The sequence below is a fragment of the Halohasta sp. A2 genome, from assembly GCF_056175805.1.
Map to the genome: position 1 here is coordinate 24,597 of NZ_JAQFWV010000025.1, position 17,056 is coordinate 41,652.

General features: G+C 58.5%; 15 protein-coding genes. 9 read left to right on the plus strand and 6 right to left on the minus strand.

Annotated elements, in window-relative coordinates; genetic code table 11:
- Positions 1 to 4 precede the first annotated feature (4 nt).
- From O2S87_RS09355 to O2S87_RS09365, 3 genes are all read left to right on the plus strand, one after another.
- Entirely contained in the window at positions 5 to 499 is a 495-nt protein-coding gene (locus tag O2S87_RS09355; protein WP_475408529.1) for a hypothetical protein, read from the plus strand.
- 157 nt (positions 500 to 656) lie between these two features.
- Positions 657 to 1,856, plus strand: a complete 1,200-nt coding sequence (locus O2S87_RS09360; protein ID WP_475408530.1) for a GAF domain-containing sensor histidine kinase — start codon at positions 657 to 659, stop codon at positions 1,854 to 1,856.
- 134 nt (positions 1,857 to 1,990) lie between these two features.
- Complete coding sequence (locus O2S87_RS09365) at positions 1,991 to 2,170, plus strand: hypothetical protein (RefSeq protein WP_475408531.1); 180 nt, start codon at positions 1,991 to 1,993, stop codon at positions 2,168 to 2,170.
- 186 nt (positions 2,171 to 2,356) lie between these two features.
- Here the strand turns inward: O2S87_RS09365 and lrpA1 are convergent, their stop codons facing one another.
- The 4 genes from lrpA1 to aroC all read right to left on the minus strand — a co-directional run bounded on the left by lrpA1 (position 2,357) and on the right by aroC (position 7,270).
- A complete protein-coding gene (gene lrpA1 / locus O2S87_RS09370) occupies positions 2,357 to 2,785 on the minus strand; it encodes an HTH-type transcriptional regulator LrpA1 (protein ID WP_475408532.1) in 429 nt (142 codons plus the stop codon).
- 90 nt (positions 2,786 to 2,875) lie between these two features.
- Positions 2,876 to 3,814 carry a thiamine pyrophosphate-dependent enzyme gene (locus tag O2S87_RS09375; protein ID WP_475408533.1) on the minus strand — a complete coding sequence of 313 codons (939 nt, stop codon included), beginning with the start codon at positions 3,812 to 3,814 and terminating at the stop codon, positions 2,876 to 2,878.
- A 2-nt stretch (positions 3,815 to 3,816) separates the two neighbouring features.
- The gene (locus O2S87_RS09380) at positions 3,817 to 5,715 is read right to left on the minus strand and encodes a 2-oxoacid:acceptor oxidoreductase subunit alpha (RefSeq protein WP_475408534.1); all 1,899 of its coding nucleotides are present in this window, start codon (positions 5,713 to 5,715) and stop codon (positions 3,817 to 3,819) included.
- 400 nt (positions 5,716 to 6,115) lie between these two features.
- The gene (aroC, locus tag O2S87_RS09385) at positions 6,116 to 7,270 is read right to left on the minus strand and encodes a chorismate synthase (RefSeq protein WP_475408535.1); all 1,155 of its coding nucleotides are present in this window, start codon (positions 7,268 to 7,270) and stop codon (positions 6,116 to 6,118) included.
- 345 nt (positions 7,271 to 7,615) lie between these two features.
- Between aroC and O2S87_RS09390 the strand changes: the two genes are divergently transcribed.
- The 6 genes from O2S87_RS09390 (at position 7,616) to O2S87_RS09415 (ending at position 16,001) form a co-directional block, all read left to right on the plus strand.
- Positions 7,616 to 8,626: a TAXI family TRAP transporter solute-binding subunit gene (locus O2S87_RS09390; protein ID WP_475408536.1), complete on the plus strand. Its 1,011-nt coding sequence runs from the start codon at positions 7,616 to 7,618 to the stop codon at positions 8,624 to 8,626.
- A gap of 99 nt (positions 8,627 to 8,725) precedes the next feature.
- A complete protein-coding gene (locus tag O2S87_RS09395; protein WP_475408537.1) occupies positions 8,726 to 9,232 on the plus strand; it encodes a DUF1850 domain-containing protein in 507 nt (168 codons plus the stop codon).
- An 85-nt stretch (positions 9,233 to 9,317) separates the two neighbouring features.
- A complete protein-coding gene (locus O2S87_RS09400; RefSeq protein ID WP_475408539.1) occupies positions 9,318 to 12,107 on the plus strand; it encodes a TRAP transporter permease in 2,790 nt (929 codons plus the stop codon).
- Positions 12,108 to 12,154: 47 nt separating this feature from the next.
- Positions 12,155 to 13,066, plus strand: coding sequence for a DUF4392 domain-containing protein (locus O2S87_RS09405; protein ID WP_475408540.1), 912 nt, complete (start codon positions 12,155 to 12,157; stop codon positions 13,064 to 13,066).
- A gap of 128 nt (positions 13,067 to 13,194) precedes the next feature.
- Positions 13,195 to 15,162, plus strand: a complete 1,968-nt coding sequence (locus O2S87_RS09410; protein ID WP_475408541.1) for an ABC transporter substrate-binding protein — start codon at positions 13,195 to 13,197, stop codon at positions 15,160 to 15,162.
- The gene (locus O2S87_RS09415; protein ID WP_475408542.1) at positions 15,162 to 16,001 is read left to right on the plus strand and encodes a phosphatase PAP2 family protein; all 840 of its coding nucleotides are present in this window, start codon (positions 15,162 to 15,164) and stop codon (positions 15,999 to 16,001) included. Before O2S87_RS09410 ends, O2S87_RS09415 begins: the two co-directional genes overlap by 1 nt.
- A 32-nt stretch (positions 16,002 to 16,033) precedes the next feature.
- Here the strand turns inward: O2S87_RS09415 and O2S87_RS09420 are convergent, their stop codons facing one another.
- On the minus strand, positions 16,034 to 16,462 hold the full coding sequence (locus O2S87_RS09420) for a CopG family ribbon-helix-helix protein (protein ID WP_475408543.1): 429 nt from the start codon (positions 16,460 to 16,462) through the stop codon (positions 16,034 to 16,036).
- Between the two features lie 266 nt (positions 16,463 to 16,728).
- Positions 16,729 to 16,977 carry a transposase gene (locus O2S87_RS09425; RefSeq protein ID WP_475408544.1) on the minus strand — a complete coding sequence of 83 codons (249 nt, stop codon included), beginning with the start codon at positions 16,975 to 16,977 and terminating at the stop codon, positions 16,729 to 16,731.
- Between the last annotated feature and the right edge of the window lie 79 nt (positions 16,978 to 17,056).

A 17,056-nucleotide genomic window follows, 5' to 3' on the forward strand; every position in this document is an offset into this window, starting at 1 on the left:
TAGTATGTCGACACAACAACAAACAGAACAGGAAATGCAGGTCGGCTTCGGGTCGGCGCTGTGGACGGGATCGCTACTGATGGCGCTGGCTGGCGTCGGCTTTATCGGCTACGGGATCGTCTTTCTCGCGCTGAATTTTGTAGGCAGTGGCTTTGAGATCGGCGTGAGCCATCTGGGTGGGCTGACGCCCGCCGAGCTGGACCCGACGGTCGCCTTTTACATTAGCCACCTCCACGTTGCCACGGCGGGATTCATCATCTCGACGGGAATCGCCGTCACCGCCCTCTCGTGGTTCGGCGTCCGCCAGCGACTTCGGTGGGCGTGGGCAACCGCCATCGCCGCCGCAGTCACCGGACTGGTGATCGCCCTCCCGATGCACTACGTCGGTGGCTTCGGCCACGATTGGGTCTCCCACCTCGGGCCGATCTACCTGGCAACGGCTCTCTTCGTCGTCGGCGTCGTACTGGCGTATAAAGGACTGCACAGCCCAATACGGTGAGACACCACTCGCGTGGCCGACCCCTTGCTGAGAGATTGTATCGCCGACATACCGACCGAAAATTGGGCCTCGATGTCGGCGAAACAGCCCGACAGGGATCTCAGCCGTGATATTTACTGGCGTATGTATATTATCTCGTCCACTAGTTAGTATATAAATGCGACAGTCATCGAACTCATCTACACCACTTCAGAGACTGGCTGAACTCCTAGAACTGGATCTCCCCTTTTCGGAAACGGTCGACCGGATCATCGAGGCTGGAACCGAACAGTTTGACGTCGGTCACGGCCATCTCACGCGGATCGTTCCCGAACTGGACCACTGGGAGGTCGTCGCAACTACCGACGAACCCGGCGGGCCAGCACCACTCGGGCACACGGTTGACCTGCAAACGACGTTCTGTCGGCTTGCAATTTCACGGAACGATACCCTTGCGGTCCACGATGCACCCACTCAGCGCAGTGAGTTCGAACGCCCATACGAGGAACACGGCTGGAGTTGTTACCTGAGTACGGCAATCGAGATCAACGGCGAACTGTATGGAACGCTCTGTTTCGGAAGCAAATCACCGCGGCTGGAGTCGTTTACCGACACCGAGATCGCGTTTGTCGACTGTCTGGCCGAGATCATCGAATCGAAGATCAAAGCGAACACGCTCGAACTCGAACTCGAAAACACGAACAACCTCATCGAGATCTTCAGTCGGGTGTTTCGACACAACCTTCGGACCGACCTCGGAATCGTGGCCGGACACGTCGAACTGCTTTCCGAACAGGCCAAGCCGCCCGAAGAGCTGCTGACGATCCGGTCGAGAATCGAGCAACTGTTGGCGCTTGGAGAGAAATCCCGCCATGTCAAAGACATCGCCCAACACGATTCGGAGTGGGAGGAGTATTCGATCTCCTGGATGGCTCGTGAAACGACAGCAGCCATCCGCGAGGAGTACCCCATCGCAAAAGTGGTCCTCCGAACCCCACGCGATGTCCAGCTCATCTCCTTTCGGACCGTCGAGACCGCGCTGTACGAACTGATCGAAAACGCGGTCAAACACGGAGGCGAGACACCGACGGTGAATGTCACTGTCGAGCCATCGGTGACCGATGTCTCGATTACAGTCACTGACAACGGAAGCGGACTGCCGAATCAGGAACAACAGATCCTCCGAGGTGGTCGGGAAACGCCACTGTCTCACGGCAGCGGAATGGGGTTGTGGATTATCCGCTGGATCGTCGACAGTCATGACGGTGAAATTGATATATCAACTTCTTCGAGTGGAACGGAGATCACGGTTTCACTCCCACGACCGACCGCAAACGCAAAACTGATCAAAGCCGACGAACTGAGCCGTCTCTACTGATTCCTATTTCTTTTCGTTACTGTAAATCACGAGTGTGATATTGTCTCAATCACCTCGCTACGTCACGATATGCTTATATCATGACGTATTTGCTTTATGATATTTATGTGTGCGTAGTTCGTACAGGCGAGTGTATGAGTTCGCTTCAGTCGGTAAAACAACACGCGGTGACAACAGCCCAGCGGAGTACCCTTCTGGTAGCCAGTGTCGGGCTCATGTTGGCGACCGCGAGCGTTGTCTACGGCTTTACCACCGACGACCTTATGACGGCGCTCGGTGCAGGCCTGCTCGTCCCGAGCATCGTTCTCCTGTAGTCGATTGTAACCCGCAATCACAGTGTGGACGTGGGTTCGACCCGACAACAGACGAACTAATAACAGACACGCAGACGAATTAGAAACGTAGACGAACTACCTGAGAGACGGAGTCTCGCACCAGAGACTCACCAGAATACAAAACGACCACTAATTGGATCGACGAAAACAGTCGATTCTTTCTCGTTATTTCAGCCGTTCCTGGAGGAATGAGGGATGGGCCGCGGTCACGCCCTCGACCGCGAGGATGTCGTCGCTGATCACATCGCCCAGCGAGTCGCCGTCTTGGGCCCGAACTTCTGCCATCAGCATATGGTCGCCCGAGGAGGTGTAGAGCGACTCAACCGAATCGAAAGATTTGAGCGCACGTGTGGCCTCGACGTACAGCTCGCTGGCGACGTCGATGCCGACCAGCGCGATGGACTGCGAAGAGAGTTTTTTCGGGTCGACATCCGCCGAGTACCCAACGATTACGCCCTCGGACTCCAGTTTTTGAATGTATTTACGGACCGTGGGCTTCGAAACCTCCGCACGGGTGGCAATCTCGGAGTAGGAGGCCTGTGCGTCTTCTTCGAGCACAGAAAGAATACGATCCTCCGTCGATGTAGTACTCATACGTATAGCTTTTGCTCCAAGCAAAAAATATCTTCCGAATAGAAAAACGATACCGCCCGTAAAAAAACAGGTCGACAGTGACGCGCTGACCTATTTGTGTTTATCGAGGAACAGGTCAGCCGACCGTTCCCATTCGTAGGAGTCGTCGAAGTAGCGCTCGGCGAGTGGCTCTTCGGGCATCTCACCGATGGCGCGTTTCTCCTGACCGTAGGATGGTCGATCCTCATCGACATAGTACCGACCAGTGAGGACTTTGCCCTCGTGGAGGGCTTCCTCGGTTTCGGCCATCATGTCAGCGGCCTCACGTCGGTCCGTTGGGTCGAAGTCGTAGTCCTCGGACTCGTTGACGTCGATGTAGGGAACGTACTGTCGGGCGTCCTTGTTCCAGGTTGGACACTGAGTGAGGAAGTCGATGTGAGCGAAGCCGTCGTGCTCCATCGCCTCAATGATGATTTCCTTCGCCTGGTTCGGGTTGACTGCCGCGGTCCGTGCGATGTAGGAGGCACCCGAGGTCAGACCGAGCGACAGTGGGCGAAGCGGCTCTTTGGCGTTGCCGTGGGGCTGGGTTTTCGACTTGTGACCCTTCGGGCTCGTCGGCGAGGTCTGGCCCTTCGTGAGGCCGAAGATCTCGTTGTTGAACACGATGTAGGTCATGTCGTGGTTCTCACGCGCCGTGTGCATGAAGTGGTTCCCACCGATGCCGTAGCCGTCACCGTCGCCACCAGCGGCGATAACCTCAACGCCGGGGTTGGCGAGTTTGGCCGCTCGGGCGACCGGCAGTGATCGACCGTGAATGGTGTGGAAGCCGTAGCTGTCGAAGTAGCTGTTCAGTTTGCCCGAACAGCCGATCCCCGTCGTGAGCAGCATCTCTTCGGGGGATTTACCGAGCTCCTGGGCGGCGCCCTTCAGTGCCTTGAGGACACCGAAGTCACCACAGCCAGGACACCAGGTTGCCTGGGGTTCGAGTTCCGGCGTGTAGTCGTTCTGGTCGACCTCTTGTCCCTCTCCGATTGCTGAAAATGCACTCATAGTTAGTCACCTGCTGCTGGTACGAATTTGGTCTCGATTCCACTAAGCTCTTCGTCCTCGACGATCGTCGTGACGAATCCCTCGACGATGTCGTGGGGTTCGAACGGATTGCCGTTGTACTTGAGCAAGCTCGATAGTTTCTCGCCGTACTGGCCCAGTTCTTTCTGGGTCAGTCCGCGGAACTGTGCGGAGGCGTTCATCTCGACGACGAGCACCTCGTCGACGCTCTCGATGAACTCGGAAACCTCGCCTTCCGGGAACGGCATCATATCCGAGACGCCGAGCGATTTGACCGAGTAGCCCTGATCGTTGAGCCGATCGACGGCCTCTTCGACGGTTCCCTGCGAACTGCCGAAGGTCATCAGTCCGTACTCGGCCTCGTCTGGGCCGTGATAGGTCTGGTGGCTCTCGTCTTGGGAGGCCAGATCGGCTGCGATCGCTTCGAGCTTCTGGGTTCGCCGATCCATCTGGGCGACACGGTTTTCGGGGGACTCTTCGATGTGTCCCTCGGGCGTGTGTTCGTTACCCGTCGCGAGGAAGCGGCCGCCCTTCTGGCCGGGGATCGACCGTGGGCTGACGCCGTTTTCGACGTCGTGCTGGAAGCGGCTGTACTTGCCGCTCTCGTCGTGTGGGGCCTCTGCGAGTTCTTCTTCGGTGAGCGTCGAACCCAGCGATGGGTTCGGCTCCTCGTCGAAGACGGAGGCGGGAACGTTCATCAGCTCGCCGCCGAGCTTCTGATCGTAGAGTACGATCGTCGGGATCTGGTACTCGTAGGCGATCTGGAACGCTCGTCGGGTCTGGGTGTATGCCTCGGCGACGGTGCCGGGCGCAAACACGACGCGCTGGGAGTCACCCTGCGAGGTGTACAGCACGTGTTCGAGGTCGGCCTGTTCGGGCTTGGTCGGCAGTCCCGTCGACGGACCTGCGCGCATCGCCTCGATAAGGACGACCGGCGTTTCGGTCATCTCTGCGAGGCCGAGTGGTTCGCTCATCAGGGCGAAGCCGCCACCCGAGGACCCGGACATCGCTTTGACGCCTGCGTGGCTGGCACCGACCGCGAGTGCGGCCGCAGCGATCTCGTCTTCGACCTGTTCGGAGATGCCACCGATCTCTGGGAAGTTCTGACACAGGATGGTGAACACTTCGGTCCACGGGGTCATGGGGTAGCCCGCGATGAACCGACAGCCCTCGTCGATCGAACCGTAGGCGATTGAGTCCGAACCCGAAAGCAGGACCTGTTCTTCGTCATGCGAACCCTCAGGGATTTTGACGTCGTGTTCGTCGACGTCGTACTCCTCTTCGACCATTTCGTAGGCGTTGTGGAGAATCTCGAGGTTTGGTTCGAGAATCTTCTCCGGCATCGCCTCGGTCATTAGGTCTTCGATCCATTCGAGTTCGATCCCTGCGAGCGCGCAGGTCGCGCCGACACCGGCGGTGTTGCGCATGACCTCGCGGCCCTGTTCGCGGGCCATCGTTCGGAGGTCGAGATCGTAGACGTGCCAGTTGTTCTCCTCGACGCGCTCGTCGAAGTTCTCGATCTCGGAAGCATCGAGCAGCCCCGAGTCGTAGATGATGACGCCGCCCTCGTGGAGTTCATCGAGGTTCTCCGAGAGGGGCTTGATCTCCTCGTTGCCGTAGACAGAACCCTCCTTCGGGTTCCGTGCGAACGAGTCACCCAGTGCGAGCAGGAAGTTGTAGCCGTCGCCTCGGGATTTGACCGGTTCCGATGCAGCACGGATTTCCGTATACGTGTGGCCGCCGCGGATCCGCGACGGATAGTGTCGATGCGTGAATACGTCCAGCCCTGAACGCATCAGTGCTTTGGCGAAGTTCTGGCTGGTTGAGGCGATCCCGTCACCGGAACCTCCTGCAATCCGCCAGATGAGTTCGTTGTCAGTCATAATTTGAGGTCACGGCCACTGTGGGCCACTAGTATCCGTGATTTGCTATCCCCGCGTAAAAGAGTTTGCTATGGATTGCCAAGGAACGATAATGAAAGACTCCAATTTTTGTCGGTATCCCTACCAAATAGCGTACGTTACATTTGTACTTACACCTTCAGTCGGGATATGGTTCAAATAATTTACCTATGCTACAAAGTAGCAAGTAGTGCGGTTTCGAGCAGACCCGTTTGGTACCTCCCGAAATCAGACGCTGATCGGAATTTCATCTTAAGAAAAGACACTCGGTCGAACAACTCGTCGTGGCCGGGCAGCTTCCGCCACTCAGTTGATAACGATTAATAGTCCGAAAAGGCTGCTCGCAGTCGACAGGGTGCAGGTCGGTCAGTGACTTCGGGTCTCAGTCCATATTGTTGGGGCTTCGTGGGTGATACGAGGTGTCGTACTCGCCGATATCGCCGTCGAGGCGGTCAGGATTGATTCGGCCCGAAAGCAGCATGAAGTCGACGATCAGCAGGTTCAACATGGCTTCGACGACTGGCACACCGCGTGGCGGCAACACTGGGTCGTGTCGACCGACAACTTGGATCTCCTTTGTCTCACCCGTCTCCCAGTCGACTGTCTCCTGTTTTTTCGGGATCGACGTCGGCGCGTGCCACGTGGCCTCACCCCAGATCGGCTGGCCGGTCGTAATGCCGCCCTGGAGGCCGCCGTGTTTGTTGCCAACCGGCGTCGGGTCGCCCTCGTCGTCGAACTCCCAGTTCTCGTTGCGATCGCTGGCGGTCCACTCGCGGGCGTCTTTGCCTAGTCCGAACTCAACGTGCGTACACGCGGGAATCGAAAACATGGCCTGACCGAGCCGCGACGGGAACGAATCGAATCGGGGAGCACCGAGCCCACGGGGAACGCCGCGAGCCTCGAAGTAGATCGACCCGCCGATCGAGTCTCCGGCTTGCTGGTACTCGTCGGCCAACTCGCGCATTTTATCGGCAGCCGCGGGATCGGCACATCGGACCTCGTTGTCTTCGGTGTGCTCCAGCATGTCTTCCCACGTGACGTCGTCTGCGCGGACGTCGCCGATCTGGTTGACGTGAGCTTTGACTTCGATACCGTGTTGTTCGTTTATCTGCTTGGCAATCGCCCCGGCTGCGACCCAGTTGACCGTTTCGCGCGCTGAGGAACGGCCACCACCGCCCCAGTTTCGCGTGCCGAATTTGGCCGAGTAGGTGAAATCGCCATGCGAGGGCCGCGGCGCGGTGATGTATGGTTCATACTTACCTGACCGGGCGTCCTTGTTCTCGATGACCATCCCGATCGGGGTGCCAGTGGTGTAGCCGTCCTGAATCCCGGAGTTGATCGTGACCGCGTCGGGCTCGCCGCGGGAGGTCGTGATCATCGACTGGCCGGGTTTGCGCCGGTCGAGCTCCGCCTGAATCTCGTCTTCGTCGAGTTCGAGCCCCGCCGGACAGCCGCTGACGGTGACCCCCATCGCCTTGCCGTGGCTCTCACCGTAGGTCGTCACTTCGAACAGTCGACCGAACCGATTGCCGTTCATTACCACTCGGTGTGTGCTCAGCCCATTTGAACCTTGCAATACGGGCAGCCCATCGAGACTTAACGCGAAGTAGCTGCGTCGGTCGACCCAACGTGAACGACCGCGAACGGTCGACGTGGGAGACCGTCCGTTGAGCTCCCCTCAACAAAGAAAATTATAAATTATGGTGGACTCAACAAATGAATTAAGAGTGACGAGCAGACGATGGCCTGAGTAAAACGAATGGTCATTTGTTTCCTTATTAGCTGTAAATATATTTTTTTCACACCTAATTTCCGTTTTCTCATTTACAATTTTCACGATTAGGCGGTATACTTATAAGTATATAGTTTATTTAGGACCTGTATGGAGCAACCAACACGACGACGACAACTGCTAGGATCGATCGGTATTCTCGGAACAGTCGGCCTCGCTGGCTGTATTCAGGGTGCTGATGAGGGCGATGATGAAAGCGAAGGTGACGACGGAAGCGAAGACGACGGCGGCAGTGGAGGCGGCGAAACGCTCAACTGGTGGGCCGGTGGCACCGGTGGGACATACTACCCGTTGTCGAACGACATCAAAACCATCGTCGAAGACAACACCGACTACTCGTTGCAGGTTCAATCGACCGGTGCGAGCGTCGAGAATGTTGGTGGACTTGAAAGCGGTGAGGCGAACTTTGGCGTCATTCAGAACGACATCGCCTCGTTCGCCCGCGAAGGGGAAGGTATTACAGACTTCGATGGTGAGCCGGTCGAAAACCTTCGAGGCGTCGCTACGCTGTACCCTGAATCGATTACCGTAGTCGCCGGGGATGACAGTGGGATCGAGACGCTCGAAGACCTCGAAGGCGCACGGATCAACACCGGTGACACCGGCAGTGGCACGCAGGTAGACGCGCTGGCCATCCTACGGGCGGTCGGCATCGAAGAGGACGATTTCAGCGAAGAAAACAGCAGCTTCGAAACCGCCAGCGACCAGATCAACAACGGCGACATCGATGCGGCGTTCGTCGTTGGCGGCTACCCCGTGGGCGCAATCGAAGAGCTCGCGACGAGCACCGACATTCGCATCATCGAAATCTCCGGCGACACTCGCGAGGCGATCAAAGAGGAAGCCTCCTTTTTCGCCGACGAGACCATCCCCGGCGGCACCTACGATGGCGTCGACGAGGACGTCGAGACCGTAGCCGTGATGGCGATGATCGCGACCCGCGAAGAGGAGTCCGCCGATATGGTCGAAACGATAACCGCCGCGATCTTCGATAACACCGACGATCTGAATACCAGAGCAGACGACATCAGCCGCGACAGCGCCCAAGAGGGCATGTCGATCGATCTTCACGAGGGTGCGGCGGCGTACTTCGACGAGTAACCGCCCACGCCTTCGGTCACCCAACGGAGACTCACGCATGGACACTGCGGCCACACCAATGAACACACTCCTGGCGGGCACAGAGCAACGCGTCCGGTGATGGTCCGCCGCGCGCTGCTTTTCGGCGTCGTGTTTCTCACGCTGCTTTCGGTGAGTGCGGTCGGTGTCGCGACAGTTCCGACCGACCGTGTGCTCGTTATCACTGACGATTCGTCAGGCGAGCGGCTGCTCGAACAGCCTGTCGACGACGGGACCCCAGTCGAAATAGAGTACACTCACAGCGTCGAAAAAACCCGCGTGCTCGATGCATACACGGTCAATGGCACAGAACTCGAAACTGACCGCATGGAGTTCGAATCTTACGGTGCCGGACTTCCGAGTAACGCCGACGTCGAACGTACTGACGAAGGCGGGTTCGTCTTCTATCCGAACACGAGCTACGAGGAACTGTCCGTTAGTCTGGGTGCAGTCGCCGACCATCACGTCAGAATCGGATCCCAGGAGTACGACCTCCGCGAGGAGATGGACCGACGATCGGTCACCTTCACGGTCGAAAAACGACCGCTGACCGATCGACTCAGATCGGCGTTCGTGAGCGATCCGTGACTGTCGTAACCGCTCGACTCAGACCAGATAGATCAATTAAACACAATACAGGACACGTCATGAACACAACCTCTCCCTCGTACTGATGACAGACACACCACCTGCTCGGACTGACGATGGCATCGACGACAAACAGAACCCTGCCGAGGACAAAATCGAGCTGATCGACGAGATCGAGCGACGGCGATCCTTGCGTGGCGTTGTCGCAGTCTTCGTTTCACTTGTCGGCATCGCCTTCTCGGTTTTCCAACTCTGGCTCGCTGAGAGCGGCCAACGGTTCGACATCTCGATTCCGTTCGTTGGAATCGAAGCCAAAATACTCTCGTTGCAGTCGCTCCAGATTAACGCGATTCACGTTTCGTTCGCGCTCATTCTCGCGTTTCTCATCTTCCCGACCAGTACCGGAGAGGGCTTTCTCTCGCGCCGTCTCGGCCGCCTCGTGCCGCTGGTACGCAGTCGACTCGGGCCAAACAATCCGGTCACACGTGCGACCGAGACGGTCGCCGCTGTGTTTCGGTGGTTCTTCCTCGACGCCGACCAAGACCGTGTGACGCCGACCGATGTCCTATTGGTCGGCGGTGCGATGCTCGCGCCGATCTACATGGCCACCCAGTGGAGCGAGGTACGCCGACTGCGCGTTCGCGGCTTCGACGTCATCGGCACGGTCGACGAGGTGTATCCGTTCTTAGAGCTCCCGGTTAGCCTCCTGTCGGCGGTCGGGATTCCACTCGACTCGATCGCCTACGGTTACATTGTCGGTGTTCTGGGCATCCTGTTGGTGCTCGAAGCGACCCGCCGGGCACTCGGGATCTACCTGATGGCGATCGTCTCGTCGTTCATCGTCTACGCCCGCTGGGGGTATCTCATTCCACGAGACGGTGAGGTCGCCCTTCGGATCGTGCTGGGACCGATCGCGATCGTTCCACCCGAAATAACGCTTCCGTACATCGGCGTGCTCTCGATTACCGAAACGAGCTGGACGAGCATTGTCCGGGACCTGTGGTTCACCACCGAGGGGATCTTCGGCGTGCCGGTCGCCGTCAGCGTCGACTACATCTTCATTTTCGTCCTGTTCGGGGCCTTTTTGGAGATGAGCGGCGCGGGCAAGTGGTTCATCGAACTGGCCTACTCGCTCACCGGCCAGCGAAAGGGTGGACCAGCGAAAGCCAGCATTATCGCCAGCGGCTTTATGGGCATGATCAGCGGTTCGTCGGTGGCGAACACGGTCACGACCGGCGCGTTCACGATTCCGTTGATGAAGCGCTCGGGCTACGATGCGGAGTTCTCGGGTGGCGTCGAGGCGGCGGCCTCCTCCGGCGGTCAGATCATGCCGCCGGTCATGGGTGCCGCAGCGTTCCTCATCGTTGAGTACACGGGAACCCCATATGCCGAAGTGATCCTTGCGGCGTCCGTTCCGGCCTTCTTGTTCTTCTTTGGGGTCTGGATCATGGTCCACCTCAAAGCTTCCAAGGAAGGAATTGGCGGCCTGAAAGCCGACGATATCGTCGACTTCCGGCCACACCTTCGGCGTGGGTGGTTCTATCTCGTCCCGATCGTGATCCTGCTGTACTTCCTGTTGATCGAGCGGCTCTCGGTCGACCGGTCGGCGTGGCTCACGATCGTCGCCATCGTCGGCTTGCTCGCGGTCATCACGGCCTACGACGAGAGGATCAAAACATCGCTGTTCGGGACGATCGGCGCGCTGTTCGCGCTGTCGGCGGTCTCGTATCTGCTGGTCGGCGGGGGGATCACGACGCTTATCGACACGCTCATCTCCGGCGGTGGATTCAACGGCGGACTGCCGCTCGCCGAGGCGGTTCCGGCCGCCATCCCCTCGTGGATCTGGATCACGCTCTGGGTTGGGCTGAGTTTCTCCGCGTTCAACTACCGCGGATCGTCGCCGCTGCTCGATTTTGACCCGCAGGTCGACGCGACGCTTGGGACGATCGTCGACCGATTCCGCCAGCCGAACCTGACCGACAACCGAATGGCTCGGTTCGGAACCTTCGTCTTCAAATCGATGGACAGCGGCGCACGAACGGCGACCGAAGTCGTCATCGCGGTCGCCGCCGCCGGGATTATCCCCGGCGTCATCACCGTCACGGGGCTGGGGCCGAATCTCACCTCGCTGCTCCGTGTGGTGGCCGGTGACTCGCTCGTGTTACTGCTCGTCATTACCGCGTTCGCGTGTATCATCCTCGGGATGGGAATGCCGACGACGGTCACCTACATCATCCTCGTCTCGATGCTCGGGCCCGCCCTCGAAGGGTTCGGCCTGGCCATTCTCGCGGCCCACCTGTTCATCCTCTATTTCGGTGTCATCGCCGACATCACGCCGCCGGTCGCGGTCGCCGCCTACGCCGCCTCGGGTATTGCCAAAGGCGATCAGTTCATGACCGGCGTCAAGGCGTTCTCGCTCTCGCTGAACAAGGCACTGGTTCCGTTTGCGTTCGTCTTCGCACCAGGAATCCTGCTCGTCCGGGGAAGCGGCACGGACTCTGCGGTTATCGGTCTGAGTGACGTCCTCGATCTCGGCTTTTTCGTCCCCGAGGTCCTCATCCCGATTCTCGCGTTGACCGTCGGCGTCGCCGCGCTCGGTCCGACGGTGATCGGCTACCTATACGGCCCCGTCAGCGGAATCGAGCGTGCGTCGTTCGGCATCGCCTCGCTCGCGCTCACGGCCCCGCTGTTGGTTCACGGCATCATCCAGGGGCTGCTCGGACTCGCGGGCCTGCAACTCGCCGTCGGCACGCTCATGTTCGACCTCGTGCTTCGCGGGCTGGGACTGGTCCTCTTCGTGGCGCTCGTGGTGAGCAATCGCCGCGCCAGCGAGGACAAGGACAAGCCGAAGCGGGCGACGCCAGACGCCGCCTGAGCGGTCCCACCCACTAGCTTTAGGCGCTGTGGCTGGCAACAGCCACCATGTTCGCAGCAATCGACCACCTGATCACGCTCGATCTGGGTGGACGAAACAGTCGGGCACTCTATGACGCCGCCCGTGGCATTCTGTCGTACGATGACGAGCCACTGGTAACGCGGGCGGCCGACCACCTCCAGGCAGCGATTTCACCGGGGTCGACCGTGCTCATCTCGACTGGCTTTCCGATCATCTCGGTTGGGAGTCCCGAGACCGACGGCCCCCTCGGGGCGGTCGTTCTCGGTCGGGCACTCGACATACTCGGCGCGAGGCCCGTGTTCGTCGTCGAGCCCGCGCTCAAACCCGCAATCGAAGCGCTCTGTACCGAGTTGGAACTCCACGCGCCGGACATCAAGACCGTCGACCCGCCCGGTTCGACCGATTCAGCCGCGACCGAACCCAGTCGTGACCTGTTGGACCGCTACGATCCCGCCGCGGTCGTCGCGGTCGAAAAACCCGGTCGCACCGCAGATAGGGCGTACCGAAACATGGCTGGTGAGGACATCTCGCGGTCGGTTGGCCCGGTCGACGATTTGTTCGAGGAGGCGACCGATCGCGGGATTCCAACCGTCGGTGTCGGCGACGGCGGCAACGAGATCGGCATGGGATCGATCCGATCGACCGTTGAGCGGGCGGTCGACCACGGCGAGACAATCGCCTGCGTCCAGTCGGTCGACGCCCTCGTCGTCGCTGGCGTCTCGAACTGGGGGGCCTACGGCATCGTCGCGGGACTGTCGCTGCGCTCGGGCCGGAATCTGCTGCACACTGGCCGCACCGAACGATCACTGCTCGAAGCGTGTGTGTCGGCTGGCTGTGTCGATGGCGTCACCGCCCGGCCGACGCCCAGCGTCGACGGGATCTCAGGGGACCACCACGCCCACATCGTCGACCTGCTGTCCGGGTGCTGCGAGCGGTAGCTTACGAACCTACCGACCCCGTAACGACACGAAACGTATTCTTTCATTCATGAATGTCTCAGTTTCTTGAGATTATCGGATCGTTGTCTTATTATACGTGTACGGCCGAATATGTTGTCTACCAACTGATGACTCCTCCAGACACCGCGTTCTCGCTTTCTCGTCGCGCCCTCCTCGCTGGAGCAGCAGCCGCAACAACTTCGACAGCTGGCTGTACTGGACGGATACAGGGTATTTTCGGGGGGTCGGATTCACAGTTCTCGCTCGAAATCAAGACGCTGCCGATTGATGCGGACCCGTATGCGGTCAGTATCGCCAGACACCTCGAATCGAACCTCAGAGACGCTGGCGTCGACGTGACGCTGACGGTGATGAGAATCCAGGAGTTCGTTCGGCAGGTGCTGTTGAACCACAACTTCGACATCTATGTCGGACAGTTCCCCTACAATCGGCTGTCGGACCCCGACGTGCTGTACACAATGTTCGGGTCGTCGTTCGACACCGAACTCGGCTGGCAGAACCCCGTTGGCTTCGCCGAACAGTCGTGTGATGATGCATTAGATGCCCAGCGGTCGACCAGTGGGGATCGTCGGGAACAGGCCGTCGACGAACTCCAGTCGGTACTGGCCCGTCATCAGCCGATCACCCCACTCGTCTGTCCCGACCTCGTGACTGGCGTTCGAACCGACCGATTCACCGGGTGGGATCCTGATGATCGACCGTCCTCACAGGGCGGGCCGACGCGACCACACAATCTGCTGCAACTCGAATCCGTCAGCGACGAGCCCGAAACGCTCCGACTTGCAACCGTCTCGAACCGTATCACGTCCAATCGGAACCCGATCTCGGCGGCCTACCAGCAAGAACAGTCGGTGATCGATCTGGTGTACGATTCGATCGCCCTTGAGACCGGCTCTGAGTACATCCCCTGGCTCGCCCACGAGCTTACTTGGTACGATGACTCCGAGCCGCTGTCGGTAGACATCCAGCTCCGAGAGGGCGTTCAGTGGCACAACGGCGCACAGCTGTCGGCGTTCGACGTCGACTTCACCTACCGGTTCTTGGGCGATACCTCGCTGGGCGAGGCCGACGAGCCGATTCCGTCCGAACGCTTCGGTGGGCGGATCTCACTCGTCGACACAGTGACCGTCAAAAACAGCCACGAACTCACGATCCAGTTCGTCGACACCACCACGGAGATCGCCCAGCGGGCGCTCACGGTCCCGATACTGCCGAGAGACATCTGGGAAGCACGGACAGATGTCGAACGGCTGACCAGCCGACCCGGTCCGACAACGACCGCGCTTACGACATCGAACGCCTCGGCGATCGGCAGCGGTCCACTCCAGTTCGAAGAGGAAGACGGTGATACCGCCGAGTTTTCGCGGTTCGAACCACACTTCCTCTGGCGGTCGCTGACTCCCGGCGAACCCAACACAACGACGAACTCGCAAGGCAATCAGTCGACGCGAGCTGCAAACGAAACTGCGGAAAACAATACACAAAACCCTGCAGACGACCAACGACCGGGCACCGAGACCGGTCGTAGATCCGGTGTTGAACTTCCAACGGGAACGTACGAGCCGCCGCCGGAGGCCTACAGCGGTTTGCCAGCGTTCGAGACGGTTACCGTCCAATCGGTTTCGTCGGCGGGCGCTGCCGCTGCGTTGCTTTCGGCAGGCAATGCCGACGCCACCACGGCCACACTCGGCGTCGATACGATCGAGGCGTTCGAAGACACTGACGAAATCGAATCTATCGAGTATCGGTCGAACGCGTTTTACCATCTCGGATTCAACACCCGCCGAAAGAACCTTCGGAACCCCGACGTACGACGCCTCATCGCCCGGCTCGTCGACAAATCGCTACTCGTTGACGATAGCTTCGGCGGGTATGGCGTCCCCGTAACGAGCCCGCTTGCAGAAACCGACTGGCTCGCCGAGTCGCTGCAGTGGGACGAGGAAGACGACGCCGACCCTTCGGTGCCGTTCTTCGGTACGGACGGCAATCTCGCGGTCGAAGACGTGCGTTCGGAGTTTCGATCCAACGGGTTCAAGTACAGCTCGGACAATAAACTCATCTCACAACACCGCTAATGTTACGCGCACTCGCTTTCGAAGTCACTGTCGTCGTCCTCACGCTCTGTACAGTCGGTGCGGTCACGATCATCGGTCGGAGTCGACTCACGATGCTACGTTCGGAGTTAGCGCCTCGACTGCGTGATTCTGCACCGTATCTCACCGTGCTCATCGGGGTGTTAGTGATCAACTCGCTGGTCCGCGATTCGGCCCAGGGAGTATCGGAACTCATCGGCTGGAATATCACCGATACCATCGAAGCCATCGAGGGAGATTTTGTGGCGAACATCCAGACATTCGAGACAGAACTACTGACGATGTACTTCTCGAATGTGTATGTGTTTGGCTACGTGTTCTTGCTCGTCTTTCCCGTGTTAGCTTACGTTGCACTTCAACGCCGTGAGACGTTCAAGCGGCTCATCGTCGCCTACAGTCTCAACTACTTTCTCGGACTCCTTCTGTATATTTTGTTTGTCGCTTTCGGACCGCGGAACATCGAAGCCGCTGAGAACCTATTGTACAGCCCGAATCCGGAGTATCAGTTCCTCACGAGTGCGGTCAACACGAACACCAACGTCTTTCCCTCACTCCACACGTCGTTGTCCGCAACCGTTGCGATTTTCGCGTACAAAACGCGTGAATCCTATCCGCTCTGGTTCGTTGTCGCAAGCGGTATCGCGGTGAGCGTCATTGTCTCGACGATGTATCTCGGTATTCACTGGGCGACCGATGTGGTCGTTGGCCTCGGGCTTGCAGTGTTCTCGGTCGTCGTCGCCTATCGGTACGTTCCGTTCGACGACAAACAACTCCCGGACAGGTCCCAAATCCGTGCGTGGGTCGACAAACGCTTCAGTTGAGATAGTGCTCTGGTCGACGCGTTCGAAACAGTTCAGTTGAGATCGTTCAGCGAGCTAAACTCGTCGACGGGCATCACCGAATAGTCGACCGAGAGGGTGTCTTGAGTCGCTCGGATCTTGCCGACGAACGTCGATATCTCGGTGAGTTGGCCTTCGAGCACGAACAGCTCCATGCAGTAGTGGTTGCCAACGTGGCTATGGAAGTTCGAGGCGACAAGCGATTCGTGTTCGTGCCGCAGGTGCATCATCCGCTCTTCGACGCTTGTCGTCTCGTAGTTGAACAACACGGTGACAATGGCGATGAGGTCCCGGTCTTCGAGCCGCTTGTCTTCGAACTCGCCCAACAGATTGCGCGCGGACTCCCGGACGACCTCACTTCGACCTGTGTAGCCGTGTTCGTCGGCAAAGGTGTCGATTCGATTGAGTAGCTCTTCGGGCATTGAAACGCTAACGACTGTCATATATTAATTCATGAGCCGTTCAATAATAGGCTTTATTATATTTATCGTTGATGAGCATCTCTGTTCACAGAACTGCAGTTTCATATAGTATAATTGACGATTGTGGAGTAGATGATAAAGAGTTGCCTGAGCAGCGCTGTAAGGGATAGTCGGCGCGGGCTACTCTTCGTCGAACAGCGCAAATCAGAGATTTTCCAACTCGACTTCGCTTCGCTCAGTCGAACAACGCGAATCGGAGATTCACTGGCTCGATGAGGCTAGAGTGGTCAGCGTAACTTTTGAATATCGGTGAGGAACTTTTTGATCCAACCATTCGCAAATCCAAGACGTTGAGAGAGATCTAAGAATGTGTCAGTGACAAACTGTTTGAAATGCTCTCGATTCTCGAAGATTTGTGGTGAAATCTTTCGTTTGAGGCTCTTCCAGATCGGCTCGATGGCATTGAACATCGGTGAATACGGCGGGAGGTAGTTGGATAGCAGTTCCATGCCGAGACGATTTCGTAGCAGTCTCATAGATCGTTCACCAGTGCTGAACTACTGTGTCGCTGGGGAGTCACGGATCAACGGAATCGATAGATTCCGTGATCCGCAC

Bases quoted from the DNA above. Each gene is read 5' to 3' on its own strand.
- O2S87_RS09355 (WP_475408529.1), top strand. From the start codon at position 5: ATGTCGACACAACAACAAACAGAACAGGAAATGCAGGTCGGCTTCGGG.
- O2S87_RS09360 (WP_475408530.1), top strand. From the start codon at position 657: ATGCGACAGTCATCGAACTCATCTACACCACTTCAGAGACTGGCTGAA.
- O2S87_RS09365 (WP_475408531.1), top strand. From the start codon at position 1,991: ATGAGTTCGCTTCAGTCGGTAAAACAACACGCGGTGACAACAGCCCAG.
- lrpA1 (WP_475408532.1), bottom strand. From the start codon at position 2,785: ATGAGTACTACATCGACGGAGGATCGTATTCTTTCTGTGCTCGAAGAA.
- O2S87_RS09375 (WP_475408533.1), bottom strand. From the start codon at position 3,814: ATGAGTGCATTTTCAGCAATCGGAGAGGGACAAGAGGTCGACCAGAAC.
- O2S87_RS09380 (WP_475408534.1), bottom strand. From the start codon at position 5,715: ATGACTGACAACGAACTCATCTGGCGGATTGCAGGAGGTTCCGGTGAC.
- aroC (WP_475408535.1), bottom strand. From the start codon at position 7,270: ATGAACGGCAATCGGTTCGGTCGACTGTTCGAAGTGACGACCTACGGT.
- O2S87_RS09390 (WP_475408536.1), top strand. From the start codon at position 7,616: ATGGAGCAACCAACACGACGACGACAACTGCTAGGATCGATCGGTATT.
- O2S87_RS09395 (WP_475408537.1), top strand. From the start codon at position 8,726: ATGGTCCGCCGCGCGCTGCTTTTCGGCGTCGTGTTTCTCACGCTGCTT.
- O2S87_RS09400 (WP_475408539.1), top strand. From the start codon at position 9,318: ATGACAGACACACCACCTGCTCGGACTGACGATGGCATCGACGACAAA.
- O2S87_RS09405 (WP_475408540.1), top strand. From the start codon at position 12,155: ATGTTCGCAGCAATCGACCACCTGATCACGCTCGATCTGGGTGGACGA.
- O2S87_RS09410 (WP_475408541.1), top strand. From the start codon at position 13,195: ATGACTCCTCCAGACACCGCGTTCTCGCTTTCTCGTCGCGCCCTCCTC.
- O2S87_RS09415 (WP_475408542.1), top strand. From the start codon at position 15,162: ATGTTACGCGCACTCGCTTTCGAAGTCACTGTCGTCGTCCTCACGCTC.
- O2S87_RS09420 (WP_475408543.1), bottom strand. From the start codon at position 16,462: ATGACAGTCGTTAGCGTTTCAATGCCCGAAGAGCTACTCAATCGAATC.
- O2S87_RS09425 (WP_475408544.1), bottom strand. From the start codon at position 16,977: ATGAGACTGCTACGAAATCGTCTCGGCATGGAACTGCTATCCAACTAC.